The sequence below is a fragment of the Alteromonas abrolhosensis genome, assembly GCF_001953635.1.
Classification (GTDB): domain Bacteria; phylum Pseudomonadota; class Gammaproteobacteria; order Enterobacterales; family Alteromonadaceae; genus Alteromonas; species Alteromonas abrolhosensis.
Map to the genome: position 1 here is coordinate 202,101 of NZ_MEJH01000005.1, position 22,920 is coordinate 225,020.

The 22,920-nt window shown below is 44.4% G+C and carries 18 protein-coding genes; 12 read left to right on the forward strand and 6 right to left on the reverse strand.

The annotated features are described in order from the left end of the window. The first annotated feature begins 158 nt into the window (after nucleotides 1-158). The 3 genes from smc to ligA all read left to right on the forward strand — a co-directional run bounded on the left by smc (nucleotide 159) and on the right by ligA (nucleotide 7,630). Complete coding sequence (gene smc / locus BGK61_RS09880) at nucleotides 159-3,686, forward strand: chromosome segregation protein SMC (RefSeq protein ID WP_014998301.1); 3,528 nt, start codon at nucleotides 159-161, stop codon at nucleotides 3,684-3,686. 20 nt (nucleotides 3,687-3,706) lie between these two features. Then, entirely contained in the window at nucleotides 3,707-5,296 is a 1,590-nt protein-coding gene (zipA, locus tag BGK61_RS09885; RefSeq protein WP_076012806.1) for a cell division protein ZipA, read from the forward strand. A gap of 297 nt (nucleotides 5,297-5,593) precedes the next feature. After that, nucleotides 5,594-7,630, forward strand: a complete 2,037-nt coding sequence (ligA, locus tag BGK61_RS09890) for an NAD-dependent DNA ligase LigA (protein WP_076026053.1) — start codon at nucleotides 5,594-5,596, stop codon at nucleotides 7,628-7,630. A gap of 5 nt (nucleotides 7,631-7,635) precedes the next feature. Here the strand turns inward: ligA and BGK61_RS19525 are convergent, their stop codons facing one another. Next, complete coding sequence (locus BGK61_RS19525) at nucleotides 7,636-7,794, reverse strand: hypothetical protein (RefSeq protein ID WP_157888795.1); 159 nt, start codon at nucleotides 7,792-7,794, stop codon at nucleotides 7,636-7,638. Between the two features lie 60 nt (nucleotides 7,795-7,854). After that, nucleotides 7,855-8,382, reverse strand: a complete 528-nt coding sequence (locus BGK61_RS09895) for a DUF2062 domain-containing protein (RefSeq protein WP_014949426.1) — start codon at nucleotides 8,380-8,382, stop codon at nucleotides 7,855-7,857. A 210-nt stretch (nucleotides 8,383-8,592) separates the two neighbouring features. Here BGK61_RS09895 and BGK61_RS09900 point away from each other — a divergent pair, with 210 nt between their 5' ends. The 6 genes from BGK61_RS09900 to BGK61_RS09925 all read left to right on the forward strand — a co-directional run bounded on the left by BGK61_RS09900 (nucleotide 8,593) and on the right by BGK61_RS09925 (nucleotide 15,950). Then, nucleotides 8,593-11,154 (forward strand): DNA internalization-related competence protein ComEC/Rec2, encoded by a 2,562-nt coding sequence (locus tag BGK61_RS09900; RefSeq protein WP_076012609.1) that lies wholly within the window; start codon nucleotides 8,593-8,595, stop codon nucleotides 11,152-11,154. A 238-nt stretch (nucleotides 11,155-11,392) separates the two neighbouring features. Then, nucleotides 11,393-13,141: a lipid A export permease/ATP-binding protein MsbA gene (gene msbA, locus BGK61_RS09905; RefSeq protein WP_014998305.1), complete on the forward strand. Its 1,749-nt coding sequence runs from the start codon at nucleotides 11,393-11,395 to the stop codon at nucleotides 13,139-13,141. Continuing rightward, nucleotides 13,138-14,169, forward strand: coding sequence for a tetraacyldisaccharide 4'-kinase (gene lpxK / locus BGK61_RS09910; RefSeq protein ID WP_076012610.1), 1,032 nt, complete (start codon nucleotides 13,138-13,140; stop codon nucleotides 14,167-14,169). The genes msbA and lpxK overlap by 4 nt, the downstream gene beginning before the upstream one ends. Before the next feature lie 5 nt (nucleotides 14,170-14,174). Next, on the forward strand, nucleotides 14,175-14,369 hold the full coding sequence (locus tag BGK61_RS09915) for a Trm112 family protein (RefSeq protein WP_014998307.1): 195 nt from the start codon (nucleotides 14,175-14,177) through the stop codon (nucleotides 14,367-14,369). A gap of 41 nt (nucleotides 14,370-14,410) precedes the next feature. Further along, nucleotides 14,411-15,157, forward strand: coding sequence for a 3-deoxy-manno-octulosonate cytidylyltransferase (gene kdsB / locus BGK61_RS09920; RefSeq protein ID WP_014998308.1), 747 nt, complete (start codon nucleotides 14,411-14,413; stop codon nucleotides 15,155-15,157). Between the two features lie 133 nt (nucleotides 15,158-15,290). Then, entirely contained in the window at nucleotides 15,291-15,950 is a 660-nt protein-coding gene (locus BGK61_RS09925; protein WP_014998309.1) for an SDR family oxidoreductase, read from the forward strand. Between the two features lie 97 nt (nucleotides 15,951-16,047). Here BGK61_RS09925 and BGK61_RS09930 read toward each other — a convergent pair whose 3' ends face one another. Together BGK61_RS09930 and rimO are read right to left on the reverse strand one after the other, a co-directional pair. After that, nucleotides 16,048-16,860: a substrate-binding periplasmic protein gene (locus BGK61_RS09930; RefSeq protein ID WP_014998310.1), complete on the reverse strand. Its 813-nt coding sequence runs from the start codon at nucleotides 16,858-16,860 to the stop codon at nucleotides 16,048-16,050. Nucleotides 16,861-17,025: 165 nt separating this feature from the next. Continuing rightward, a complete protein-coding gene (gene rimO, locus BGK61_RS09935) occupies nucleotides 17,026-18,480 on the reverse strand; it encodes a 30S ribosomal protein S12 methylthiotransferase RimO (protein WP_076012611.1) in 1,455 nt (484 codons plus the stop codon). Nucleotides 18,481-18,783: 303 nt separating this feature from the next. Between rimO and BGK61_RS09940 the strand changes: the two genes are divergently transcribed. Next, entirely contained in the window at nucleotides 18,784-19,254 is a 471-nt protein-coding gene (locus tag BGK61_RS09940; protein WP_076012612.1) for a DUF2919 family protein, read from the forward strand. A gap of 72 nt (nucleotides 19,255-19,326) precedes the next feature. On the opposite strand, the gene BGK61_RS09945 is transcribed toward BGK61_RS09940, so the two are convergent. Continuing rightward, a complete protein-coding gene (locus BGK61_RS09945) occupies nucleotides 19,327-19,740 on the reverse strand; it encodes a hypothetical protein (RefSeq protein WP_076012613.1) in 414 nt (137 codons plus the stop codon). A 236-nt stretch (nucleotides 19,741-19,976) separates the two neighbouring features. Beyond that, nucleotides 19,977-20,753 (reverse strand): tRNA cyclic N6-threonylcarbamoyladenosine(37) synthase TcdA, encoded by a 777-nt coding sequence (gene tcdA / locus BGK61_RS09950; RefSeq protein ID WP_014998314.1) that lies wholly within the window; start codon nucleotides 20,751-20,753, stop codon nucleotides 19,977-19,979. Nucleotides 20,754-20,970: 217 nt separating this feature from the next. On the opposite strand from tcdA, the gene BGK61_RS09955 reads away from it, so the two are divergent. Both BGK61_RS09955 and BGK61_RS09960 read left to right on the forward strand, forming a co-directional pair. Further along, nucleotides 20,971-21,933, forward strand: coding sequence for a glutathione S-transferase family protein (locus tag BGK61_RS09955; RefSeq protein WP_076011504.1), 963 nt, complete (start codon nucleotides 20,971-20,973; stop codon nucleotides 21,931-21,933). A gap of 43 nt (nucleotides 21,934-21,976) precedes the next feature. Further along, the gene (locus tag BGK61_RS09960; protein WP_076011505.1) at nucleotides 21,977-22,840 is read left to right on the forward strand and encodes a pirin family protein; all 864 of its coding nucleotides are present in this window, start codon (nucleotides 21,977-21,979) and stop codon (nucleotides 22,838-22,840) included. The last annotated feature ends 80 nt before the right edge of the window (nucleotides 22,841-22,920 follow it).

Below are 22,920 nucleotides of genomic sequence, written 5' to 3' on the forward strand. Positions count from 1 at the left end.
GCTGTTAGATTTGGTAGAGTCGAAGCATAATAACAAAAGAATCTTCCGTGTGATTGCATCATTTCTACATCAACTGCTATTTCAGCCGATGGTTAGCTGGTTTCTGGCTAACATCAAGGTGATACCGCGTGCAGCTTTGTGTTTAAGAGGGATGATGTGTGAGGCTTAAAAAGATTAAGCTCGCGGGTTTCAAGTCCTTTGTTGAGCCAACTACTATTCCATTCCCCGGCGAAATGACCGCCATTGTAGGCCCTAACGGCTGTGGTAAGTCGAATGTCATTGATGCTGTACGTTGGGTTTTAGGGGAAAGTTCTGCCAAAAACTTACGCGGCGATGCAATGACCGACGTGATTTTTAATGGCTCTTCGTCGCGTAAGCCTGTGGGGCAATGTAGCGTTGAACTTGTTTTCGACAACAGTGCAGGGCGGATAGCCGGCGAATTTGCCAACTACAATGAGCTGTCTGTTAAACGCTTAGTTACACGGGACGCCACCTCTACCTATTTTCTAAACGGCACTAAATGTCGCCGGCGTGATGTAACCGATCTGTTTTTAGGAACAGGGCTAGGCCCGCGTTCTTACGCCATTATTGAGCAAGGTATGATCTCGCGGCTTATCGAGTCTAAGCCACAAGATTTGCGTGTGTTCATTGAGGAAGCAGCGGGTATTTCAAAGTACAAAGAGCGCCGTAGAGAGACAGAAAACCGTATAAGGCACACGCAAGATAACCTTGAACGCTTGAATGATGTGCGCGATGAATTAGGCAAGCAGCTCGAAAAATTACAGCGTCAGGCTGCTGCGGCTACTCGTTACAAAACGCTACGTGCACAAGCCAGAGAGCTGAAAGGCCAGTTAGCAGCCCTTCGTTTTCTGAAAAATAGTGAACATATTGAAGCGTTGCAAAAACAGCAGCAAGCATTGCAGTTAGAAGTCGACGACTTAGTTGCCCGGCTACAGGGCGACGAAGCTGGGCTTGAGTCGTACAAAACTAAGCAGCTGGAAACAAAACAAACGATAGATGATCTTCAGCAGCAGCTGTTTACTACCAGTAACGCAATAACGCGACTAGAGCAAAATGCGCTGCACGCAAAACAACGCAAAGGTCAGGTAGAGCAAGAGTTAGCACGAATTAGTGAACAACACGAATTGCTTAACCACTCTATTGATGAGGCACAGGAAGCGCTTGCAGTATCAAATGAGGCGCTTGAAAACATTGAGCCTGAATTTGCCCTTAAGGAAGCAGAGTTAGAGCATGCCAAAGAGCGTTTTGAAGACGCTGAACAAGCGCTAAGAGAATTTAACGCACAAGCGCGAGCGCAAGAGCAGACCTACAATCAACTTCGTCAAAATGTTCAGCAATGCCATAGCCAAATTCAGTCAACTATGAGTATGCAGTTACGCACATCTCAGCGTATCAGCGAACTACAAGACGAGCTAAAGCAGCTAGACGAAGAAGATTTTGCCAGTCAGATAACGCTTTTAGAAGAGCAGTGTAGCGAACTCGATTTTGACATTGATGAAGCTAAGCAATTACTTCAAGAGTCCAATCAAAAGGTGTCGCAGCAACAAGGCGAAGTCAACGCAATAGAAGCGAAGCGCCGTGATGTGCAGGGCCAGTTACAAACTGCACTGTCCACAAAAGCCGCGCTAGAAGCGCTTCAGCAAGATGCCTCAAATAATGAAGACGTACTATTAGATGGGATAGAGAAGCTGTGGCAGCAGTTTAGCTCTAACCAAACTCTTGCGCCTTGCGTAGAGGCGATTTTACAACACGCAAAAGACCCCGTTGTTGCTAAAAGCCATGACATTCTGGCACTGCTGCAAAACCAAGATAATTTGCCAAGTGGTATTAAAGTGTTTACCGATAAGGCGTTTGTAAGCACTGCCAGTTCGGGTTCATTAGCACACGCTCTATTAACTGAATCTAGCAGTAATGAATCGTCAACACCGCGTGTTCCCGCATTTTTTAATGACATTTACCTTTGTAGTAACGATGACGGACTTGCGACAACGATTGAAAGGGCTTTTAACAATGAAGATGAACCTCAAGGTATAGCCAAGGAGTTTACTAGCGCAATCTCGCCTTCAGGTTTGTGGGCAAGTTCACAGTGGGTAGTGAAACCTGGCGAAGCAAGCGACGGCGCTTTGCAGCGAGCGAACAAAATTAAGGGGCTGGTAGATAGCATTGAAGAATCTGAAAGCCTTATAGATGAGATTGAGCGTTCATTAGAGTGCGCCAAACAAGCACTTGAACAGAACGAAGCGCAAAAGCAGGCTATTCAGAGCGCCTTAAGTGAAAAAGAAAACCAGCGCGCACAGCTTAAAAATAAACTTTCTTTGCTTGAAATGCAGCAAGAGCAACAGTCAACACGCACTGCCAAACTTAATGACGAGTTAGCAAAGCAAGAGTTAATGTTAGCGAAAGAAGAAGAGCAACTAGCCCAACTTTCGGAAAAATTAGAGCTTCAAGAGGCACAAATTCTTGAACACGAAGTACACATTGACGATGTGAACGCTAAGCGTGATGCAAATGAGCGAACTACGTCAGAGTTGCGCGCGTTAGTTGATACATTAACATCGCAAAATCATGAGCTTGCACTTAAGAAGCAGCAACTAGAGAACCACCAGAATTTATATAGTCAACAGGTTACGCGTAACCTTCAGCAGCGTGAAGAGTACATAAAAAACAAAGAAAGATTACAAAAAGAGCTTACACAGCTGACGTCTCCTGAAGAAATTCAAGAAGCCGAGCTACAGTCGTTGTTGGAAAACAAAGCGGAATTAGAACAGCTGAAAAGTGCTAAGCAAAGTAGTCTTGAAGATATAGAGCAGTGGTTGCGAGAAGCCGAAAAAGGGCATCAAGCTTTGGGTAAAGACATTCAAACGCGACAAACAAACATCGATAAACTTAATATCGATATTGAAGGCTACCGGGTACGTGCGAATACGATTTTAGAACAGCTTGATGAAACGCAGCAGTCGCTGAAGAGCATTCTAGAAACCTTACCTGAAGACGCCGAAGAGAAACGCTGGCAAGAAGACCTTGAAAAAACACAGGCTAATTTGCAGCGCTTAGGTGCAGTGAACTTAGCTGCTGTTGAAGAATATGAAACCCAGTCGGAAAGAAAGTCGCATTTAGATACACAGCATAACGACCTGACCGAAGCCTTGGAAACGCTACAATCGGCTATCCGGAAAATTGATAAAGAAACCCGCACGCGCTTTTCTACTACCTTTGAACAGGTTAACGAAGACCTTAAAATGTTATTTCCCAAAGTGTTTGGGGGCGGCTCGGCGTATCTTGCGCTGACCGATGACGATTTGTTGGAAACTGGGGTGACGATAATGGCTCGCCCCCCTGGTAAGAAAAATAGTACGATTCACCTCTTAAGCGGTGGAGAAAAAGCATTAACCGCTTTATCATTGGTGTTTGCTATTTTCAGATTAAATCCGGCACCATTTTGTTTGCTGGATGAAGTAGATGCACCATTGGATGATGCAAATGTAGGGCGCTTTTGTAACTTAGTGTCGGAAATGTCACAAACAGTGCAGTTTATTTATATCACCCACAATAAAATAGCGATGGAAATGGCCAGTCACCTAACCGGTGTTACCATGGCGGAACCAGGAGTTTCGCGTATGGTGGCGGTAGATGTAGACGAAGCTGTAGCCTTCGCAGAAGCATAACAAAGGGCGAAAGAAATTAAATGGAAGATCAATTACGTCTATTTTTACTCCTTGGAGGCACGGTTTTTATCATCGCAGTGCTTGCCCATGGTATTTGGAAAATTCGTAAAAACAGTAAGCCTTCAGAAAAAGAGCGCTTAGAGCCCCGTCAGTGGCAAGATGATGACAACGATTTTGAGTCGGACGAACAGGAAGGGTTTGACGAGCTGGGCATTGGTGCGGTGCGTGTAGTTAGTAAATCGCAAAACCAAGAGCATGAAGCTAAAAGTAGCGTATCGAAAAATAACGCAAATAGCCCAGCACACCATGATTTTAGTGAAAAGCGCGCTTACGACATCGATGAACTTGATGAAGACCATGACGACAACAGCTCGTCTCAACATGCTGCCTCAAAAGCGCACGATGATGATAACGAAGGCCTACACAGTGAGCATGCGGGTAAACGCTCAAGCAATGTTGGTGATACTGCTAAGCAGTCTGATGCCAAAGAAGAAGCCCAGAAAGCGCCAAAGCTATACGGTTCTGTGGTTACAAATCCTAAGCCACACATGAAAGGCCAAGCCCGACCCGATGGCGCATCGACCAAAGGGTCTAGCAGAGGTGATGAAAGCCTTGCTGCGTTCCCTGAACCTCCAGGTTTCTTACTTCGTGAAGGCGAAGAGCAAGAGGAGACGTCTTTAGCGTCGCATGTTCAGCGTGAAGGGAGCGAAAAGCCAAATACTCCAAGTAATCAAGAGAGAGTGGAAAGCGCGCAATCGCATGACCCAATTCAGAGTCAGGCGGGCGGTCATCAAGAAAGAGGGCGTGCAGAACCAGTTCGTCCTGCACAGAAGTTTTATATAGACCCAACGCTTGAAGAAGAGCCTCAAGCGGTGCAACCGCCGGCAAGACATGAAAGAGAAGTAGCTGATTTTAGTTTAGATGCACCCGAAGAGTCTGTTTCATCCAGCGATGTTCATGAAGAAAATGAACAGCCGCGCCGTTTTGCACGTAATAAGCGAAGCAAAACACCATTGAGAAGACGGGAAGAGCCGAATTTTGGTGACGATCAAATGCGCATCGATTTCGACACCAGCGAAGCAGAGAGTTCTGACTTCGGTGACGAAAGCTTTAGTGCGAATGAATATGGCAGTAACAGTGCTGGCAGTGCACAGAAACCTGCGAAGTCATCTTCTATGGAGCCTGAGGTTTTAGTGTTAAATGTAAGAACGCCAGAAGGTGAGCCTATTTCAGGCGCGGCGCTATTACCTATGTTGCTAACATTAGGGTTCAAGTTTGGCGATCAGGACATTTTCCACCGCCACGTAAACTCAAATGGCAAAGGGCCAGTATTGTTCAGCCTTGCTAACATGTTTAAGCCTGGGGTTTTCGATATTGATAACTTGGAAAACTTTGAAACCCAAGGCATTTCACTATTTATGATTCTGCCGATTGAGGGCGACCCTCATCAAGTGTTTAACATGATGCATAACGCAGCGCGTAAGCTGGCAGATGAGTTCGGTGCACAGGTACTCGATGGGCGTCGAAGCGTATTGACTAAGCAGGGTTTACAGCAATACGTAGAGAAGATTCGTGAATTTGAACGCAAGCGCATGATCGCTCGCAACTAGCGTTACCATTTACACTTGCGTCTAAAGCCTACGGGGTAATTATGCAGGTGCAAACGCGTACTAAAAAGGACTTGGCTCATACCCAGGTCCTTTTCTATTGATTAGAGCCTGTTAATCTTTCATGTATAGCAGAGATTGGCGGGCCCCAGCATTGTAGCGTGGCTGTTCGTTTCACAAGCTGACTAAATTAGGTCAGGTTCTTACAGCCCCATTTATAACAAACAGTGGCTTTGGCTAATAGGCCTTGGCAACGAATTGTAATACTTTTAACTATTTAAACGGCGTGACAACAACTCCATGTCTGATTCTTTAGAACAAGCAAAACAACAAGTAGAAGAACTTCGCAATACACTTAATGAGTACAACTATCAGTACTATGTATTGGACGACCCATCAGTACCTGATGCAGTTTACGACAGGGATATGCAGGCGCTTATTGCGCTAGAAAAACAATATCCTACGCTTCAAAGTCCTAATTCTCCCAGCCAAAAAGTGGGCGGTAAAGCGTTAACGGCCTTTGAACAAGTTACCCATGACGTTCCTATGCTGTCACTGGATAACGCCTTTGACGAAGAGTCGTTGCTAGCTTTCGAAAAACGTTTAAAAGACAGACTGAAAGATTCAGCAACGCTAGACTTTAGCTGCGAGCCAAAGCTAGATGGTTTAGCGGTAAGTATTTTGTACGAAAATGGTGAATTAGTGCGTGCTGCAACACGTGGTGACGGCCAGGTAGGTGAGAATATCACTGCTAACGTGCGCACTATCTCAAACGTGCCGTTAACGCTTCGTGGTAAGCATTATCCTGAGCGCGTAGAAGTGCGCGGTGAAGTGTTTATGCCTCGTGAGGGCTTTGCAAAACTCAACGAACATCAAAAAGAAACGGGTGGTAAGGTTTTTGCCAACCCTCGTAATGCTGCGGCCGGTAGTTTACGACAGCTAGACTCTAAAATTACGGCCAAGCGCCCACTGATGTTTTATGCTTACTCGCTAGGCGTAGTGCAACCAGAAAGTTTTGAGCTGCCCACAACACATAGCGAGCGCCTTAAGCAGTTGGGTAATTGGGGGCTGCCGCTGTGCCCTGATATCGATACCGCCGAGGGCGGTAAGGGCTGCTTGGCGTACTACAACCACATTTTGGAAAAGCGCGATAATTTGCCGTATGACATCGATGGCGTTGTGTTTAAGGTCAACCGTATTGACCTGCAAAATGCCCTTGGATTTGTTGCCCGAGCGCCTCGCTGGGCAATTGCGCAGAAATTTCCTGCGCAAGAAGAAGTGACTAAGTTACTGGACGTTGAGTTTCAGGTAGGAAGGACTGGTGCGATCACGCCGGTTGCCCGCTTAGAGCCTGTGTTTGTAGGCGGAGTAACAGTATCAAATGCTACGCTTCACAATCAGGACGAAATTTCCAGATTAGGCGTTAAAGTTGGCGACACCGTGGTAATTCGACGTGCGGGTGACGTAATTCCTCAAGTGGTATCTGTGGTAGAAGCTGATCGCACAGGTAGCGAAACTGACATTACTTTTCCTAGCCAATGCCCGGTGTGTGACTCGCAGGTTGAAAAACTAGAAGACGAAGCGGTCGCTCGTTGCACCGGTGGGTTAATTTGTGCAGCACAACGCAAGCAGGCGCTCAAGCATTTTGCTTCGCGCAAAGCATTTGATATTGATGGCTTGGGCGACAAGTTAGTTGATCAGTTAGTTGACGCTGATCTTGTGCACAGTCCCGCCGACTTTTTTACTCTGTCTTTAGGTGATGTTGTCGGACTAGAACGTATGGCCGAAAAGTCTGCCAGCAAGCTACTGGCATCACTTGAAGCTTCAAAGCAAACCACGCTTGCCAAGTTCCTTTATGCGTTGGGGATCCGTGAGGTTGGCGAGGCTACTGCGGCAAACTTGGCTGCGCACTTCGAAACCTTGGAGGCGATTCGCGAAGCGTCACTTGAAGCACTGGTTGAAGTGCAGGACGTAGGTGAAGTGGTGGCTACCCACATATTTAATTTCTTTAACGAGTCGCATAATACCGATGTTATTGATGCGCTGTTAAGAGAAGGAGTTAACTGGCCAGCTATTGAAAAGCCAGATTCGGATAATTTGCCTCTTGAAGGCAAAACGTGCGTTATTACCGGTACGCTCAGTGAAATGGGACGTTCTGATGCGAAAGCCCGTTTGCAGTTACTTGGTGCAAAAGTGGCAGGTTCCGTAAGTAAGAATACCGACTTCCTTGTAGCAGGAGAAAAAGCGGGTTCCAAGCTAACTAAGGCACAAGAGCTTGATGTGGAAGTATGGGATGAAGCTGCGCTTATTGCTTTTTTATCAGAGCATGAAAAGTAGCCTTTTTAGCTGAATTCAATAAGAGAGCTCGGCGTAATGGTTTTCCTGAATAGATTAACGCCGAACTCATATTTATAGTTTCCAATAAAAAACGCCACTTCGTTGAAGTGGCGTTTTTTTGTAATTCTTGCTCTGTCTTTTGCGGCGTACTTTGTACTGGTCATTGTAAGGTGCTTGAGCAAAAGTAAATATTTCTACAAACCCTCAAGTGTATGACTGTCGCGCTAGTGGGCCTCTTGATTCCGCATTTGTCTGCGCCTTTCCCAGGCTTTTTTCACTTGAAAGCGCCAAACCCAGTTCAAAGAGAAATAACCCGCTAAACCAAATACAACCGAACAAATTCCACACCCGACTAAAAACGCAGGGCCGATGGTATTAATGCTTTCTACAACCCACTGCCAACTGAACTGAAATTCAAAATGCTCAGGCTTGGTCCCAAGTACAGTAGTACCAACCTTGTAAGCCCCATAAAATATAGGTGGAATTGTAAATGGGTTAGTCACCCAAACAGTTGCAACAGATAAGGGCAGGTTTGCGCGAAATGGAATAGCTAAACCGGCAGAAAGCCACATTTGAAACGGTACTGGCCAAAACGCAAAAAATAAGCCTATGCCAAATGCACCAGATGCAGAACGACGGTTTAGGTGCCACAGATTAGGTTCGTGTAATACGCTACCAAAAATTTTTAAAGCTTTGTTTTGCTTAATGCTTTGGTGATCTGGCAAAAAACGTCGGATAAATTTCTTAGGCATAAATATCAATGCATCTCGAAAATAAAATCAAAAAAGACAGAAAAAAACTCAGTAAACGGAATTGCGCAACATGAATTTGCACCACCCACATTCACTCACTGTCAATTGCTACGTGAAAACATGGTCAATCGTATCACAATTTGCTTAACCTGTTTTTGCGCTGGCGCAATAAGTGCAGTGTTCTGGCAAAAACTTCCCGGTACACACAGCATGGCAGTAATGATAGCCATATTGATGACCTGTGCGGCTGTCATCTTGCTGTTTTCGATAATAAAACTCACCAAACATCATACGTTGCCAGAAGTGCTGTTATGTTGGGCAGTGAGCGGATTATTGTCCGGAGTACTTTGGGTGGCGAGTGTAGGGCATTTTTACTACGCTTGGCAACTGCCTCAGGGGAAAATTCAACAAGATGTCACAATTTCAGGTCGAGTTGTGTCGGGGGGATGTGTTTCTGGCGTAGATAGCGTGCAGGAAGCGGCTTATCAATATGTTGTCGTTATAGAATCAGTCAACCGTGAAAGCACAGCGACATTTCTAGACGACGGCATATTTTCATCTTTATTTAAACGAGTTGTGACGAACACTTTCAGTTTTAAAGCTCGCCTTAACCATCAACATTATGAATTCGCTAATGACGGAATTGTCCAACTAGCACATTCTCAGGAAGATGATGCAGATCTTATCCATCAGGCAGCTGATGAGAGCCCAGACAAACCCCGTATCTTGGGGTGTTTACATAACGGCGACACGTTTACCGCAGTTGCTAAACTCAAACCTGCGTACAGCACGGCCAATCCCGTAGGCGCTAGCCGACAGCAGCAGTTGGTCAGTCAATTTATTCATGCATCAGGATATATTAAGTCGATAAAGCAAGATAAAACAAAGCATAGTCACTCAGTGCGTTATGGGCTTGCTACAACATTGCAGAAGTTAGACCTCGTTCATGAAAGATGGTGGCGTGCACTGCTACTAGGAGATAAAACGGGTTTCACTTTGGATGACTGGGCGCTGTTACAACGTACCGGCACCGGCCACATATTTAGTATATCAGGCATGCATCTTTCACTTATTGCTGGGGTTTGTTTAATACTTTTTCACCCCGTCATTTTCTTACTGGTGCACGTTTGTAATGTGCTGGAAAGAACTAAGTATTTTCTTAAGATCAAAACAACTCTTGGGTTTCAGTTGGAAGCACCGGCAAAACGAAACCAATACAAACGAAGGTTATTCAGCACTGAAGCGCCAATTAGGAAAATTGTACTTATATGCCTTGTTGTTAACTGCTTCTTTTACGCCTTGCTCAGCGGGAGTGCATTGCCCGTTGTACGTGCGTTAATCCTTTTAGTCGTTGGGTGCATTTTGTCTCTTTCACGCACAGCGTGGAGGCCCGTAAACATTGCACTGTCCATGTTGACCCTAAGTTTACTCTTGTTTCCTTTCTCGATGTTAAGCGCGAGCTTTTACTTAAGTATTGGGGCTGTGGTGTGCATTTGGTTTTTAGTGGTTATTTTGGGGCTACAGCGAGCACCGTGGTATGTGTCATTGTTCAAATTACAAATAGCCCTCACCGTAATAATGATGCCCTTAACCCTAATATGGTTTGGTAGTGCGAGTATCATTGCGATAATCGCTAACTTAATTGCCTTGCCAGTAATAACCTTACTTCTACCAATATGCCTGTTATGTATTTTAATCCACCACTTTTTTGAGTTTATCCCTGCTCTGCACCTTTCAAGCATGCTTTTACAAAAAAGTGATGTGTATTTAGGGTATTTGCTATCACTTTTAAACGAGCTTAGTGAGTTTTCACTAAGTGCCATCAATATACATATAAGTAATGGTGCAGCTTTTTGTTTAATCGTCGCTTTGATTGTTTTGCTTTTACCAACATGGCGTTACAAAGCTATCTGCGTAACCCTTCTTATGCTCCCACTGCTAAGCACTATTCAAAAATGGCTACCAACCAATGAAAGGGTGTGGGCACTTCATGTGTTTGATGCAGGTCAGGCCAGCGCTATCGCTGTGACTAAGGGGGGAAGGGCTATCATTATTGATTCAGGCGCCAAGTTTAATGGCATTGCTCATACTGCAACGAAACACTTGTTACCTTTTCTGGAGAGTAGGCATATTTCAAACGTAGATGTCGTCATACATACGCATAGTGATAACGATCATGCGGGAGGCGCCCAAGCCATCAAACAACACCCCTTAGCAGTAAACGCCGCTTTCCATTCACCAACGTTTGGGTGCGAGCGAGGTAAAAAAATGCGTTGGCAGAATTTAACAATCAGTTTTTTATGGCCACCAAAAGGTAATGACGAAGACAATAATGCCATGTCTTGCGTGGTTAAAATAACGGGGGACTCAGGCAGCGTGTTAATTCCCGGTGACATCGAGAAAGCGAGTGAATATGCCTTAATAACCCGCGAAATTAACGAGGAGACATCAGTAAGTTCTTCAAAGCTAGAAGCTGATATTCTTATCGCGCCGCACCACGGAAGTAAAACGTCATCTACCAACGTTTTCATTGAACATGTAGCGCCAAAGGCTGTGATTTTCACGCAAGGATTTGAAAATAGGTGGCAATTTCCCGCAACGGATGTAACAAAACGTTACGCTTACAACGGTGTAAAGCAGTATTTAACAAGCTATCACGGTTATATAAAGGCGACCTTTAGTAAGGAGTCTTTCTACATAGATACTCAACGGCGAACTTTACATAAGCGCTGGTATTTACCGGGCATAGCGCCTCGCCATCTAAATAAATAAGCATTACCGCCAAACGTATACCGTGCATTATTAGAAATAGACGTGTGTGACGAAACGAAGATGTGCACCAAAGGAAGATGCGCACGAATATCTTTAAATAGATACGAAGTGGCCACACATTATTCAGTTAGTTGGCAGACTAACCAATTTTACCGCTATATTAGTGAATTAGAGCGAGAACGAGTACAATACTTCCAACGCGTTTTTGTTAACGTTTCAAACAGGTTAAAAAAACTACATGCAACAAGCCGACAACTCGGATTATCAAATTAAACGCTTTTTAGAGTACCTTAAAGCGTACAAAGTACCTTTCGTCTTTGCCATCATCGGTATGATTGGTTATTCAGCGGTAGATACTTTCGTATTCTCGCAGCTTCAGCCAATGATCGACGAATCGTTGGGTAAAAACGATAAGGACTACCTTCGTTTAGCCGCGTATGCGATTGTACCGCTCTTTTTGTTACGGGGTGTTTTCAACTTTTTAGGCAGTTACACATTAAGCTGGATTGGTGCTCAAGTGGTTATGCGCATGCGCCAACAATTGTTTGAAAAATATATTCATCTTCCGGTGGCATTTCACGATAATCACGCGGTCGGTGGACTTATCAGTAAAGTCACATATGACACAGAGCAAGTGGCGAATGCGTCTGGTAAGGCGCTGCTAACATTGGTTAGAGAAGGCGCACTGGTAATCGGTTTACTTTGTGTGATGTTCTATTATTCATGGCAGCTATCACTCATTTTTCTTTTAATTGGCCCTATTGTGGCGGTGATTGTTTCTATCGTCAGTAAACGTTTTCGCGTTGTAAGTAAAAACATTCAACAGTCAATGGGTAACCTTACATCGTCGGTAGAGCAGGCGGTGAAGGGTCATAAAGTTGTGATCATGTTTGGTGGTCAGGAAATAGAGCAAAAGCGTTTCGAGCAGAAAAATAATCACAACCGTCAGCAGTCGATGAAACTCAATGTCACCTCTATTTTGAGTGTGTCGTCAATTCAGGTGATTGCGTCGATTGCCCTTGCTGTCGTTCTGTTTATTGCCAGCACGCCCGGCATGCTTGAAAAGCTTACTGCAGGCGTATTCATTAACGTGGTCTTTTGCATGGTAATGCTGCTTAAACCCCTTAAACAGCTCACTACTATCAATAACCAATTTCAAAAAGGTATGGCAGCGTGTGCCAGTATTTTTGAAATACTCGATGAGGCTGACGAAGAAGACAAAGGGAAAACAAGAGTAGAGCGCGCAACAGGGAAGATTGAGTTTGATGACGTTACGTTTTCGTATCCAGGTAAACAAACCCCTGCCTTATCTAACGTGAGCTTTACCGCAAACCCAGGACAGTCGATTGCTTTGGTAGGGCGCTCAGGAAGTGGTAAATCGACCATCTCGTCGCTGCTTACACGCTTTTATGTGCCGCAAGAAGGCCAAATTCGCTTGGATGGCACGGCGCTTAACGATATTGATTTAAAAGATTTGCGTGCTCAGTTTGCGGTGGTATCGCAAAACGTAACGCTGTTTAACGACACTATCGCAAACAATATCGCTTATGGTGCTCGTCAGAATGTATCTCGCAAAGATATTGAGAATGCGGCAAAAATGGCGCATGTTGAAGAGTTCTTATCGAACTTGCCTGAAGGTTTAGATACGGTTATCGGTGAAAACGGCTTGATGCTTTCGGGCGGCCAGCGCCAGCGTATTGCTATTGCGCGGGCGATACTCGCCGAAGCGCCCATTCTTATTCTAGATGAAGCGACATCAGCACTTGATACAGAGTCTGAGCGTTTGATCCAAGATGCATTGGAAACGCTGCAAAAACGATGCACCAGCATAGTTGTGGCGCACCGCTTGTCTACTATCGAAAACGCAGATTGCATTATGGTGGTGGAGCAGGGGCGCATTATTGAAAAAGGCAAACACAACGAACTGCTTGAAAAAGGTGGTCACTACGCGCAACTGCACGCGCTGCAGTTTGGTGAAGCTAAGTGAGGCAATCACAAAGTAAAACTAAACACGATAAATGGTATTTCGGCCACCCTTTAGTGTGGCTGCTTTCACCGCTTGCGCTGTTGTTTTACTTTGTTTCTGCAATTCGCCGATTACTTTTCAAAGTGGGGCTTAAAAAAGCGTTCAAGGCGAATGTGCCCGTTGTTGTTGTGGGAAATATTTCCGTTGGTGGTAACGGTAAAACGCCCGTTGTATTGGCGTTAGCCGATTATTACCAAAAGCACGGCATCAAGGTCGGCATTTTAAGCAGGGGTTATGGTGCTAAATCACCCGTATACCCGAGGCTAGTAAAAGGCGATGACGATGCATCTGAGGTAGGCGATGAACCTCGTCTATTGGCCATTCGAAGCCAATGCAATGTAGTGATCGACCCAGTCCGCGCTCGCGGTGCTGCCTATTTAAGTGATGAATTGCATTGTGAATTAATTATCTGCGATGACGGTCTTCAACATTACGCGCTTCACCGCGACGTTGAAGTTGTGGTGATGGATGACAGAAAAATAGGCAGCGGTTATTTGTTGCCAATGGGCCCGCTTCGCGAAGGACAATGGCGTCTTGGAACCGTTGATGCGCTTGTACATAATAGTCGTTCCATGCCAACCTTTAGTGATGCCGTGGCTCCTCAATATTTAATGACGTTGGTAGCGGGGGATTTCACGTCTGTTTCAAATAGAGTAAAGACCAGCCCGCTTGAAGAGATAAAAAAGGAACCGTGCAGCGCGATTGCTGGAATAGGCTCTCCTCAACGCTTTTTCGCTCAACTTAAAGAAATGGGGATTCAGCTCTCATCGGCGACACCGTTACCTGATCATCACGCTATTACATCGTCTGACATTCCCGGTGGAAGAGTGTTAATGACAGAAAAGGACGCGGTGAAAGCCGCGCCATTTGCTCATGACGATTGCTGGTTTTTACCCGTTACAGCGCACTTAGCGCCAGACTTTTATAATTTAATAAACGTGAAACTTGCCAAAGCAGGTTTAGAGATTCACCAATATGGAAAGGAATAACAATAATGGCCTTTGATAAGAAGCTTTTAGAAGTGTTGGCTTGCCCTGTGTGTAAGGGAAAATTGGTACTAAGTGAAGATAATAAACAGCTAGTGTGTCGATTTGACAGACTGGCGTTTGACATTAAAGATGGCATCCCTGTACTTATAGAAAGTAAAGCGACAGCATTGTCGTTAGACGAAGTAGACGCAACACGATAGAAATATTGAAACGAAGTAGTAATTTAGGGCGAAATAAAGTTATGTCATTTACAGTTGTTATACCCGCTCGCTACGGCTCAAGTCGTTTTCCTGGTAAACCCTTAGCCCTTATTGGCAAAAAGCCAATGATTCAACACGTCGTTGAACGCGCTAAAGAGGCGGGAGCCGACAACATTATAGTAGCGACGGATGACGAGCGCATTCAAAATGTAGTGGTTGGTTTTGCCCAAGTGTGTATGACGTCTGTAAACCACCAGTCGGGTACAGAGCGTATTGCCGAAGTTATCGAAAAAGAAGGTATCGCTAACGACACTATTGTAGTGAACGTCCAGGGCGACGAGCCATTTATACCCGCAGAAAACATCAGACAGGTGGCAAATAATTTAGCTAATGCGCCCCAATGTCAAATGGCCACGTTATCTACACCAATCGATAACGTTGAAGATGTATTTAATCCAAATATCGTTAAGGTTTTGGTCAACAACAAAGGTGAGTCTATTTATTTTTCACGTTCTCCTATCCCGTTTGAGCGTGATTATATGATGGCAAATCCAAAAGCCGCGAATACCCATCTTTACAAACGTCATATAGGCATTTATGCCTATCGTGCTGAATATGTTAAACAATATGTTGCCTATACGCCTAGTTCACTAGAGCAGATAGAGTCATTAGAACAGCTTCGGGCAATCTGGTACGGCGATAAAATTCACTGTGAAGTGGCAATAGCACCACCGCCAGTGGGAATTGACACGCCAGAAGATCTAGAACGTCTTTTAAAGACTATATAATAAAAAGAACAAAGTGCAGATAAAGGGCGCTAGCTATGCATTTAGTTAAGTGCAAGCGCTACTTAAACAGCCAGATTTTTAAAAGGTTAATAATACCTTTTGCACGCATACACATAGTAACAAGGGAACCGTTATGAACGTAGTTATTACCGGTGGGAACAGGGGCATTGGCCTTGCGCTCACTAAGCAATATAAGGCACGGGGCGCGAAAGTTTATGCCACGTGTCGCAATAGCTGTGACGAGCTAAATAGTGCAGGCGTCACAATCATTAAGGGCGTTGATGTATCGCAACCCGATATGTTAGCTGAAAAGCTTGCACCTTTAATGGACGTAAAAATTGATTTACTCATTAATAATGCTGGTGTACTTGGACGTGAAAGCATTGATGATTGGGATCCGAATACCATTGATTATCAATTTCGGGTTAATGCCTTAGGGCCACTGTTAGTAACACAAACGTTATTACCCGCTATGGCGCAAGACAGTAAAATTGCCTTGATCACCAGCCGAATGGGGTCAATGTCTGATAATGGCTCGGGCGGATATTATGGATACCGAATGTCTAAAGCTGCATTAAATGCGGCAGGTGTGTCCATGGCAAATGACTTAAAGCCAAAAGGAATTGCCGTGGGCATTTTCCATCCAGGGTTTGTTCAAACCGAAATGGTGAATGGTGCAGGGGATATCGACGCCGATACTTGTGCCGAGCGATTGTCACAGCGCATTGACGAGTTAAATATCACTAACGCAGGTCGATTTATTCATTCAAACGGCGACGAGTTGCCTTGGTAGCGATAATTGAGCAGCTATTCGCCTCGGGCTATATGCTTAAAACGGGGCACAGCTGCTAGTGAAGGCGACTTGTTTTCGCCGATGTCCTATCGTAACGCTATCGCGTTAAATGGTAGCTATCAATAATTTGCGCGATAGAACCATCTTTTAATCGCGCACTTAGAACGTCATTAAACTCTGGAAAAATTGACGCACATTTTGACTTAGCTGAAATGGCAAAATGCACGTTGTTGGACGAAATAGGTGATTGGCTTATCTGCATGCCATCATTTTCAGCATCTTTCAAATGACTCAATGCCGCACTTAGTGGTGAAACAGCGTAGTCAGCGCGGTGTCTTCGTATCATTTCATACATTTTGTCGTGGTCTTTCACTTCGATAATATTTAAGTTTGACTTAATGCTATCGAACTTCTCTCCTAAGCTAATACCACGGGGCATTACACCGATATACTGGGCAAGTGCGTTTAGCGAAAGGTCGGCTCCGCGAGCTTGCGATAGCGAGGGCGATAGTACAACATACACGTCCTCTGCAGCAAAAGGAGCGGTGATAAGCCACTTTCGACTACGAGCTTCGTTCCAATAGTTCCCCGCTAAAATATCAAGTTCCCCAGCGTCGAGTTTAGACTCTATGCGTTTCCATGGTAGACCGGTTTCAATTTTTAGCGTTACGCCTAAATCTTGCGCTAATAGTGTTAAAACGTCGAATGCGATTCCAGTTGCCCTTACTTTTCCTTCGAACTCGTTAAACGCATAAGGAAACCATTGCTCTGCGCCAGCAGTATTCAATACCTTACATTCTGTGCTTGCAATAGCGCGATGGTTAAGTAAAAAGAATAGAATAAATGCACCACAAATAGACCCGAGAAGGCGAAAGGGAGAGCTGGAGGTATAGATGGGTAATGATGCCATAATTTACTCACTTACCACAGCAGATAGCAGTGCATATCTTGTGTGATTATCTATGTAATAGTTTCGTTATACATAAAACCCTATCGACTGGCAATTAGTCGATAGGGTTACATTCAATAGTGAATAAATCTGAGGGAATAATCGATCATTCCCCTAAAGATAAGACTACTGCGCGGAATGAGTACCTTCGACTTCCTCGTCTTGGTCTTCAGATAGTACAGCCCACACATCGTGCTCGTTAGCATGAATTACTTCAGCCCACACTCGATCACCCGGTTTAACGTCATAAACACCGTTTAAGTGCACTAAGCCGTCAACTTCTGGTGCATCTGCGTAAGTACGACCAACTGCGCCTTCTGCATCAACACTGTCGATAACAACTTGATATTCGTTTCCGATCCTCGCTTGTAATCGTGCGGCGCTGATTTCGCCCTGAACTTCCATAAAGCGTGCAAGTCGAGCTTGTTTAACATCCTCTGGAACCGGATCAGGTAAGTCATTTGCTCTTGCGCCTTCAACAGGCGAATAAGCGAATGCGCCAACGCGGTCTAGCTGTGCTTCGCGAAGGAAATCCAATAATTCTTCAAACTCTTCTTCCGTTTCACCCGGAAAGCCGACAATAAATGTCGAACGAATTACCAGTGACGGGCACTGTTCACGCCACTTTTTAACACGTTCTAGAACACGTTCAGCGCTACCAGGACGCTTCATTAACTTTAATATACGTTTATTGGCGTGTTGGAACGGAATATCTAAATATGGAAGTATTTTACCTTCGTTCATTAGAGGGATAAGGTCATCGACGTGCGGGTAGGGATACACGTAATGTAAACGCACCCAAATGCCCATTTCGCCAAGCTTTTCACAAAGCTGTTGCATGTGTGCTTTAACTGGCATGCCGTTCCAAAAGCCCGTTCTGTGCTTAACGTCAACGCCGTAGGCGCTGGTATCTTGCGAAATAACCAATAGCTCTTTAACGCCGGCATCTTTTAAACGCTTGGCTTCATCGAGAATATTACCCACTGGACGGCTGACTAAGTCACCACGCATAGAAGGAATTATGCAGAACGTGCAACGGTGGTTACAGCCCTCTGATATTTTCAAATAAGCATAGTGACGGGGGGTTAACTTAACGCCATGATCAGGAATAAGGTCTTCAAACGGATTGTGCTGTGGTTTAGGGAGGTGATCATGTACCTGTTCTACAACCGTTTCATAAGCATGGGGGCCGGTGATAGCTAACACATTTGGGTGAAGCTCTCTAATTTCGTCTTCTTTAACGCCCAAACACCCGGTTACGATAACTTTGCCGTTTTCTTTTAATGCTTCACCAATAGTGTCTAATGACTCTTCAACCGCGGCATCAATAAACCCACAGGTGTTTACGATAACCAAATCGGCGTCGTTGTACGTAGGTACCACGTCATAACCTTCGGTGCGAAGTTGAGTAAGAATACGCTCTGAATCAACTAAGTTCTTAGGACACCCTAAGCTAACAAAACCAATTCTGCTGCCATTACTTTGCTGCGAAGGTTTGTTATCACTTAATACCTTCACTGGCGTTTCTAGCGTTGTGGTTTTATTTACTACTTTGTTTGGATTAAACGTTTCTACTGTCATCTAAAATATCACCTGGAAAATGACTGAGCTTAAAATGGCCGCGGATTATACAGGAAAACCGACCTGTACGCAGTATATATAATTGGCGGTGAAAATATAAAATATAAACACAATCACAGAAACGACTGTAAGCAATAGAACTCAAGGTTTTCTGTAGGGTAGAGACCCTCACATAACTAAGTGAAAGCGAGAAAGTGGTTTAAAAATGTTTCTTTCATCCCCACCTTAACCGCTTCTTACAAATAAACATCGTCAAATTGAACGGGTAAAAAACGTTCATTGTTAAAAAATAGAAGTGAAAACATGCTGAAACTACCGCTAACATCTTATGATGAGTCAGGGCGAATTCTACCACCGCGCTGGCTGTATAGCGTATTTATACTTCTATGTATTGACTGGCTCGCGTTTATCTTTTCTGTGGCATCTCGCACGCAAACCAGTGAGCTTCTTGCATTCTTTTATCCGCAAAAGGAAACCTTGGGGTTGGGGCTGGCGGCCAGTTTACCTGTGCTTATCTCACTAATTTTGGTTAGCCAAAGAGATCGCTTATGGAAAAATGGTTATTTGGTGTGGCGACGATGGGTTATCCCTTTAGCACAGCTGGGGGTATTGGCGTTATTAAGCGTTCAGCTTTACTACACCATGCATCATCACTGGGGCTTTGAATACATAACGGGCGTAAAAATCGTTTTTTACACCATAGCGCTGTACGCTATTTCTAAAAGTCGGCATTTAAAGTGGATGGTAGAGGATTGGGAAACTCCCAATCCCTGAAATACCGTTTTGGGTGGTTTTTTAACACTCAACCGACTTGATGTTTGGCTGCGTGTAAAGTGTGTGAAAACCTTAGTGACTGCGTAAGTGGTTACTCAACGCTTGTTCATAATAAGCAAATACACTGATTTGGCTATCATTAACCAAGCGTTCGTAACATATACCAGCTAAGGCATAAGTATTTTCACCTACTTGTAAAAACACTGCTGGCGCTTTGGGGTTTGACTGGTCATAAATCCATTCGCCTGCTAACTGTGTTTTCAAAATTTCTCCAACGTAAGCCCCGAAGATATTACAAATGGTGAAAACCGCTTCATCTTCTAATGCTAAATCGTGATACTTATCAACAAAGCTGAGCAAAATGTCATCTACCAATGCCACGCTAGCAGGGGAGTGGTCGAGTACAATATTGAACTCATCGGCTGCAGTAACCACTGCGTCTTTTGCGCAATCGGCCATTAATTTATTGAGTTCATCAGGTGACATTTTGTTCTCCTTCTCACCAAATTTGAAATAACGAGCTTTGTTAATGTTGCAAGCTAGCTGTTTATATTCTTATCTTTTTAGTCGTTTTTCTAATATCTTCAAAACGCAGCGCCACATAAGTAGCTGGTTTGCACTATGCGTAATACACTAGTAACAATACACAATGATGCGTAAAAATTTGTTAAGACAAGGCTTTATAAGCTTTTGGCTATTGTGCGCAAGTTATCGGCCAAAGTCTATTTTTGTCCAGTTAATCTGTTAATTACGCTAGCAGCGGCGAACATCCCAAAAGTGGCGGTAACAGTCACCACCGCGCCAAAGCCGCCTGCACAGTCGAGTCGCGTGCCGCCTTCCATTGCTGATTTGTTGTAACAGACTGAGCCATCAGGTTGTGGGTAGCGCAACTGTTCAGTTGAATAGATACACTCAACGCCAAAACGACGTTTGGGGTTTTTGCTAAAGTTGTAATTACGTCGAAGTTCACTGCGTAGCTTTGCAGCTAGTGGGTCTTGCGTTGTTTTTGCAAGGTCGCCTTTTGTTACCTGAGTTGGGTCAATTTGACCGCCCGCACCGCCAACCGTAACTATTGGAATTTTATTGCGTTTGCAGTGCGCAATCATCGCTGCTTTAGCTCTAATGCTATCCGTGGCATCAACGACTGCATGCATTTCTTTGGTTAACAGCGCTGCTGTATTCTCTGGCGTGACGAAATCTTCAATACAGTGAACCTTGCAAGCTGGGTTTATTAATTTAATTCGAGCTGCAATGGCATCGACCTTTGCTTCACCAATGGTATTTGAAAGTGCGTGAATTTGACGGTTTGTATTGGTTACGCAAATGTCGTCCAAATCAATAAGTGTAATAGTTCCAACGCCTGAGCGTGCAAGCGCTTCGGCAGTCCAACTTCCTACACCGCCAATACCGACTACGGCCACATGACTATTGGCTAAATTATTGGTTTGCTGCGCACCGTACAAACGCACAATGCCGCCTAAACGAGGGTCATCAGACATGTTTCACTTCACTTAAAAAATAAACTTACGAAAGTATGCGTTAGCGTTATAACTCGAATACACGCTAGCGGGCGCGCATCATCTCAAAAGTGAATACCAAAGATCAATACACTCCAGTTTTTTCGAATAATAAATCCGATTTTAAGCAACATACGTTCTACACAATACATGTTTAAATGATTTCATATTTAATGAAAGATAGAAAAGGGGCTAGCGCATGGGCTTACTCGTTGACGGGAAATGGCAGGATAAGTGGTACGACACTAGCAAGAACGGCGGTAAATTTGAGCGCCAAGCATCCAAATTTCGTGACAACGTCAGCAATGATGAAGATGCGAAGTATCCTGTAGAATCGGGCCGGTACCACCTTTACGTGTCTTTAGCCTGCCCGTGGGCACACCGCGCACTCATCTTTAGAAAACTAAAGGGTTTAGAAGAACATATTGATGTTTCAGTTGTTCACCCTGAGATGCTCGACAACGGATGGGAGTTTAAAAAATATCCTGGGTCGACGGGAGATAAACTATATGGATTTGATTATGCCCATCAGATTTATACCAAAGCGAAGCCTGAGATAACCACACGGGTTACTGTTCCAATCTTGTGGGACAAGCAAACTGAAACCATCGTCAATAATGAATCGGCAGAGATCATCCGCATTTTTAATAGTGGTTTCAATACACTTACTAGCAACGATGATGACTATTACCCTGAAGCACTTCGACAGGAAATAGATGACATCAACGAGATGGTTTATCACGATATTAATAACGGTGTGTATAAGGCTGGTTTTGCAACCACCCAGAAGGCATATGAAGAGGCAGTTAATGCTTTGTTTCATGCGCTAGATATTGTTGAAGAACGACTAAGTAAACAGCGTTATTTGGTCGGAAGTAATATTACTGAAGCTGACTGGCGGTTATTTACCACGCTTATCCGCTTTGACGCGGTGTACCACGGTCATTTCAAGTGCAATAAAAAGCAAATTGCAAACTATCCGAATATTTATGGCTATATGAAGGAGCTTTATCAGGTGCCGGGTGTAGCTGAAACAGTAAATTTTGATCACATCAAAAGACACTATTACTTCAGTCATACCATGATAAATCCGACACAAATCATTCCTGTGGGACCCGAGCAAGACCTCATGTCCGCACACGGTCGCGAAAATATCGGGTAATTTCGTTTGGCTATAGTCGCAGGGTTTTAAGGTAGGTAAAAAAATGTCAGTTGAAGTAAGTGAACAGAAAACAATAGTTAAAGTGGTAAGAGGAATGCCGACTAGTGATGGTGCTGGCGTATCTCTTACGCGAATTATCGGCCAACCTGATCTGCCGCGATTGGATCCATTTCTAATGCTAGATTTTTTTGGGTCAGATAACCCGGGAGAGTATATCGCAGGGTTTCCTCCCCACCCACATAGAGGGTTTCAGACAGTTACTTACATGCTTGCAGGCAAAATGCGCCACAAAGACTCCGTAGGAAATGAAGGGGTGATCGATGCCGGCGGCATCCAGTGGATGAACGCGGGGAGAGGAATTATTCACGAAGAAATGCCAGAGCAGGAAGAGGGGTTATTGCAAGGCTTTCAATTGTGGGTGAATCTTCCTGCAAAAGAAAAAATGTCAGCGCCAAACTATCAAGATATCCAGCCAGATAGTGTTCCCACCGTGCAGATACAAAACGCTTCAGTAAAAGTATTAGCAGGGGAAGTTGATGGTGTGAAAGGACCTGTTAAGACAACCGCCGTTGCTCCTACGTTCTTAGACATTGACCTAAAAGGCGGACAATGCGATATAGCCTTAAAATCCAATGAAGCTGCTTTTCTCTATGTTTACGAAGGGAATATAACAGTTGGTAAGGGCGATCAAGCGCAAAAAACCATGCTGGAATCAGGAGAGTTAGGCGTTTTGTCTCAGCAGGGAACACGTCTATCTTTTTCTTCAGAGAAGGGTTCTAAGATTATTGTTGTATCAGGTAAACCTATCAACGAGCCAATTGTCCAATATGGGCCTTTCGTGATGAATTCTCAGCAGGAAATTGTGCAGGCATTTAATGATTACCAAAGCGGTGTACTGGCGAAGTAAAAAGAAAATCCGGTATAACTTTTAAATGCTGAGGCTGGTTTTGATACTGTGGTTGTCATGGTTTGTAAGGAGCATTTCCT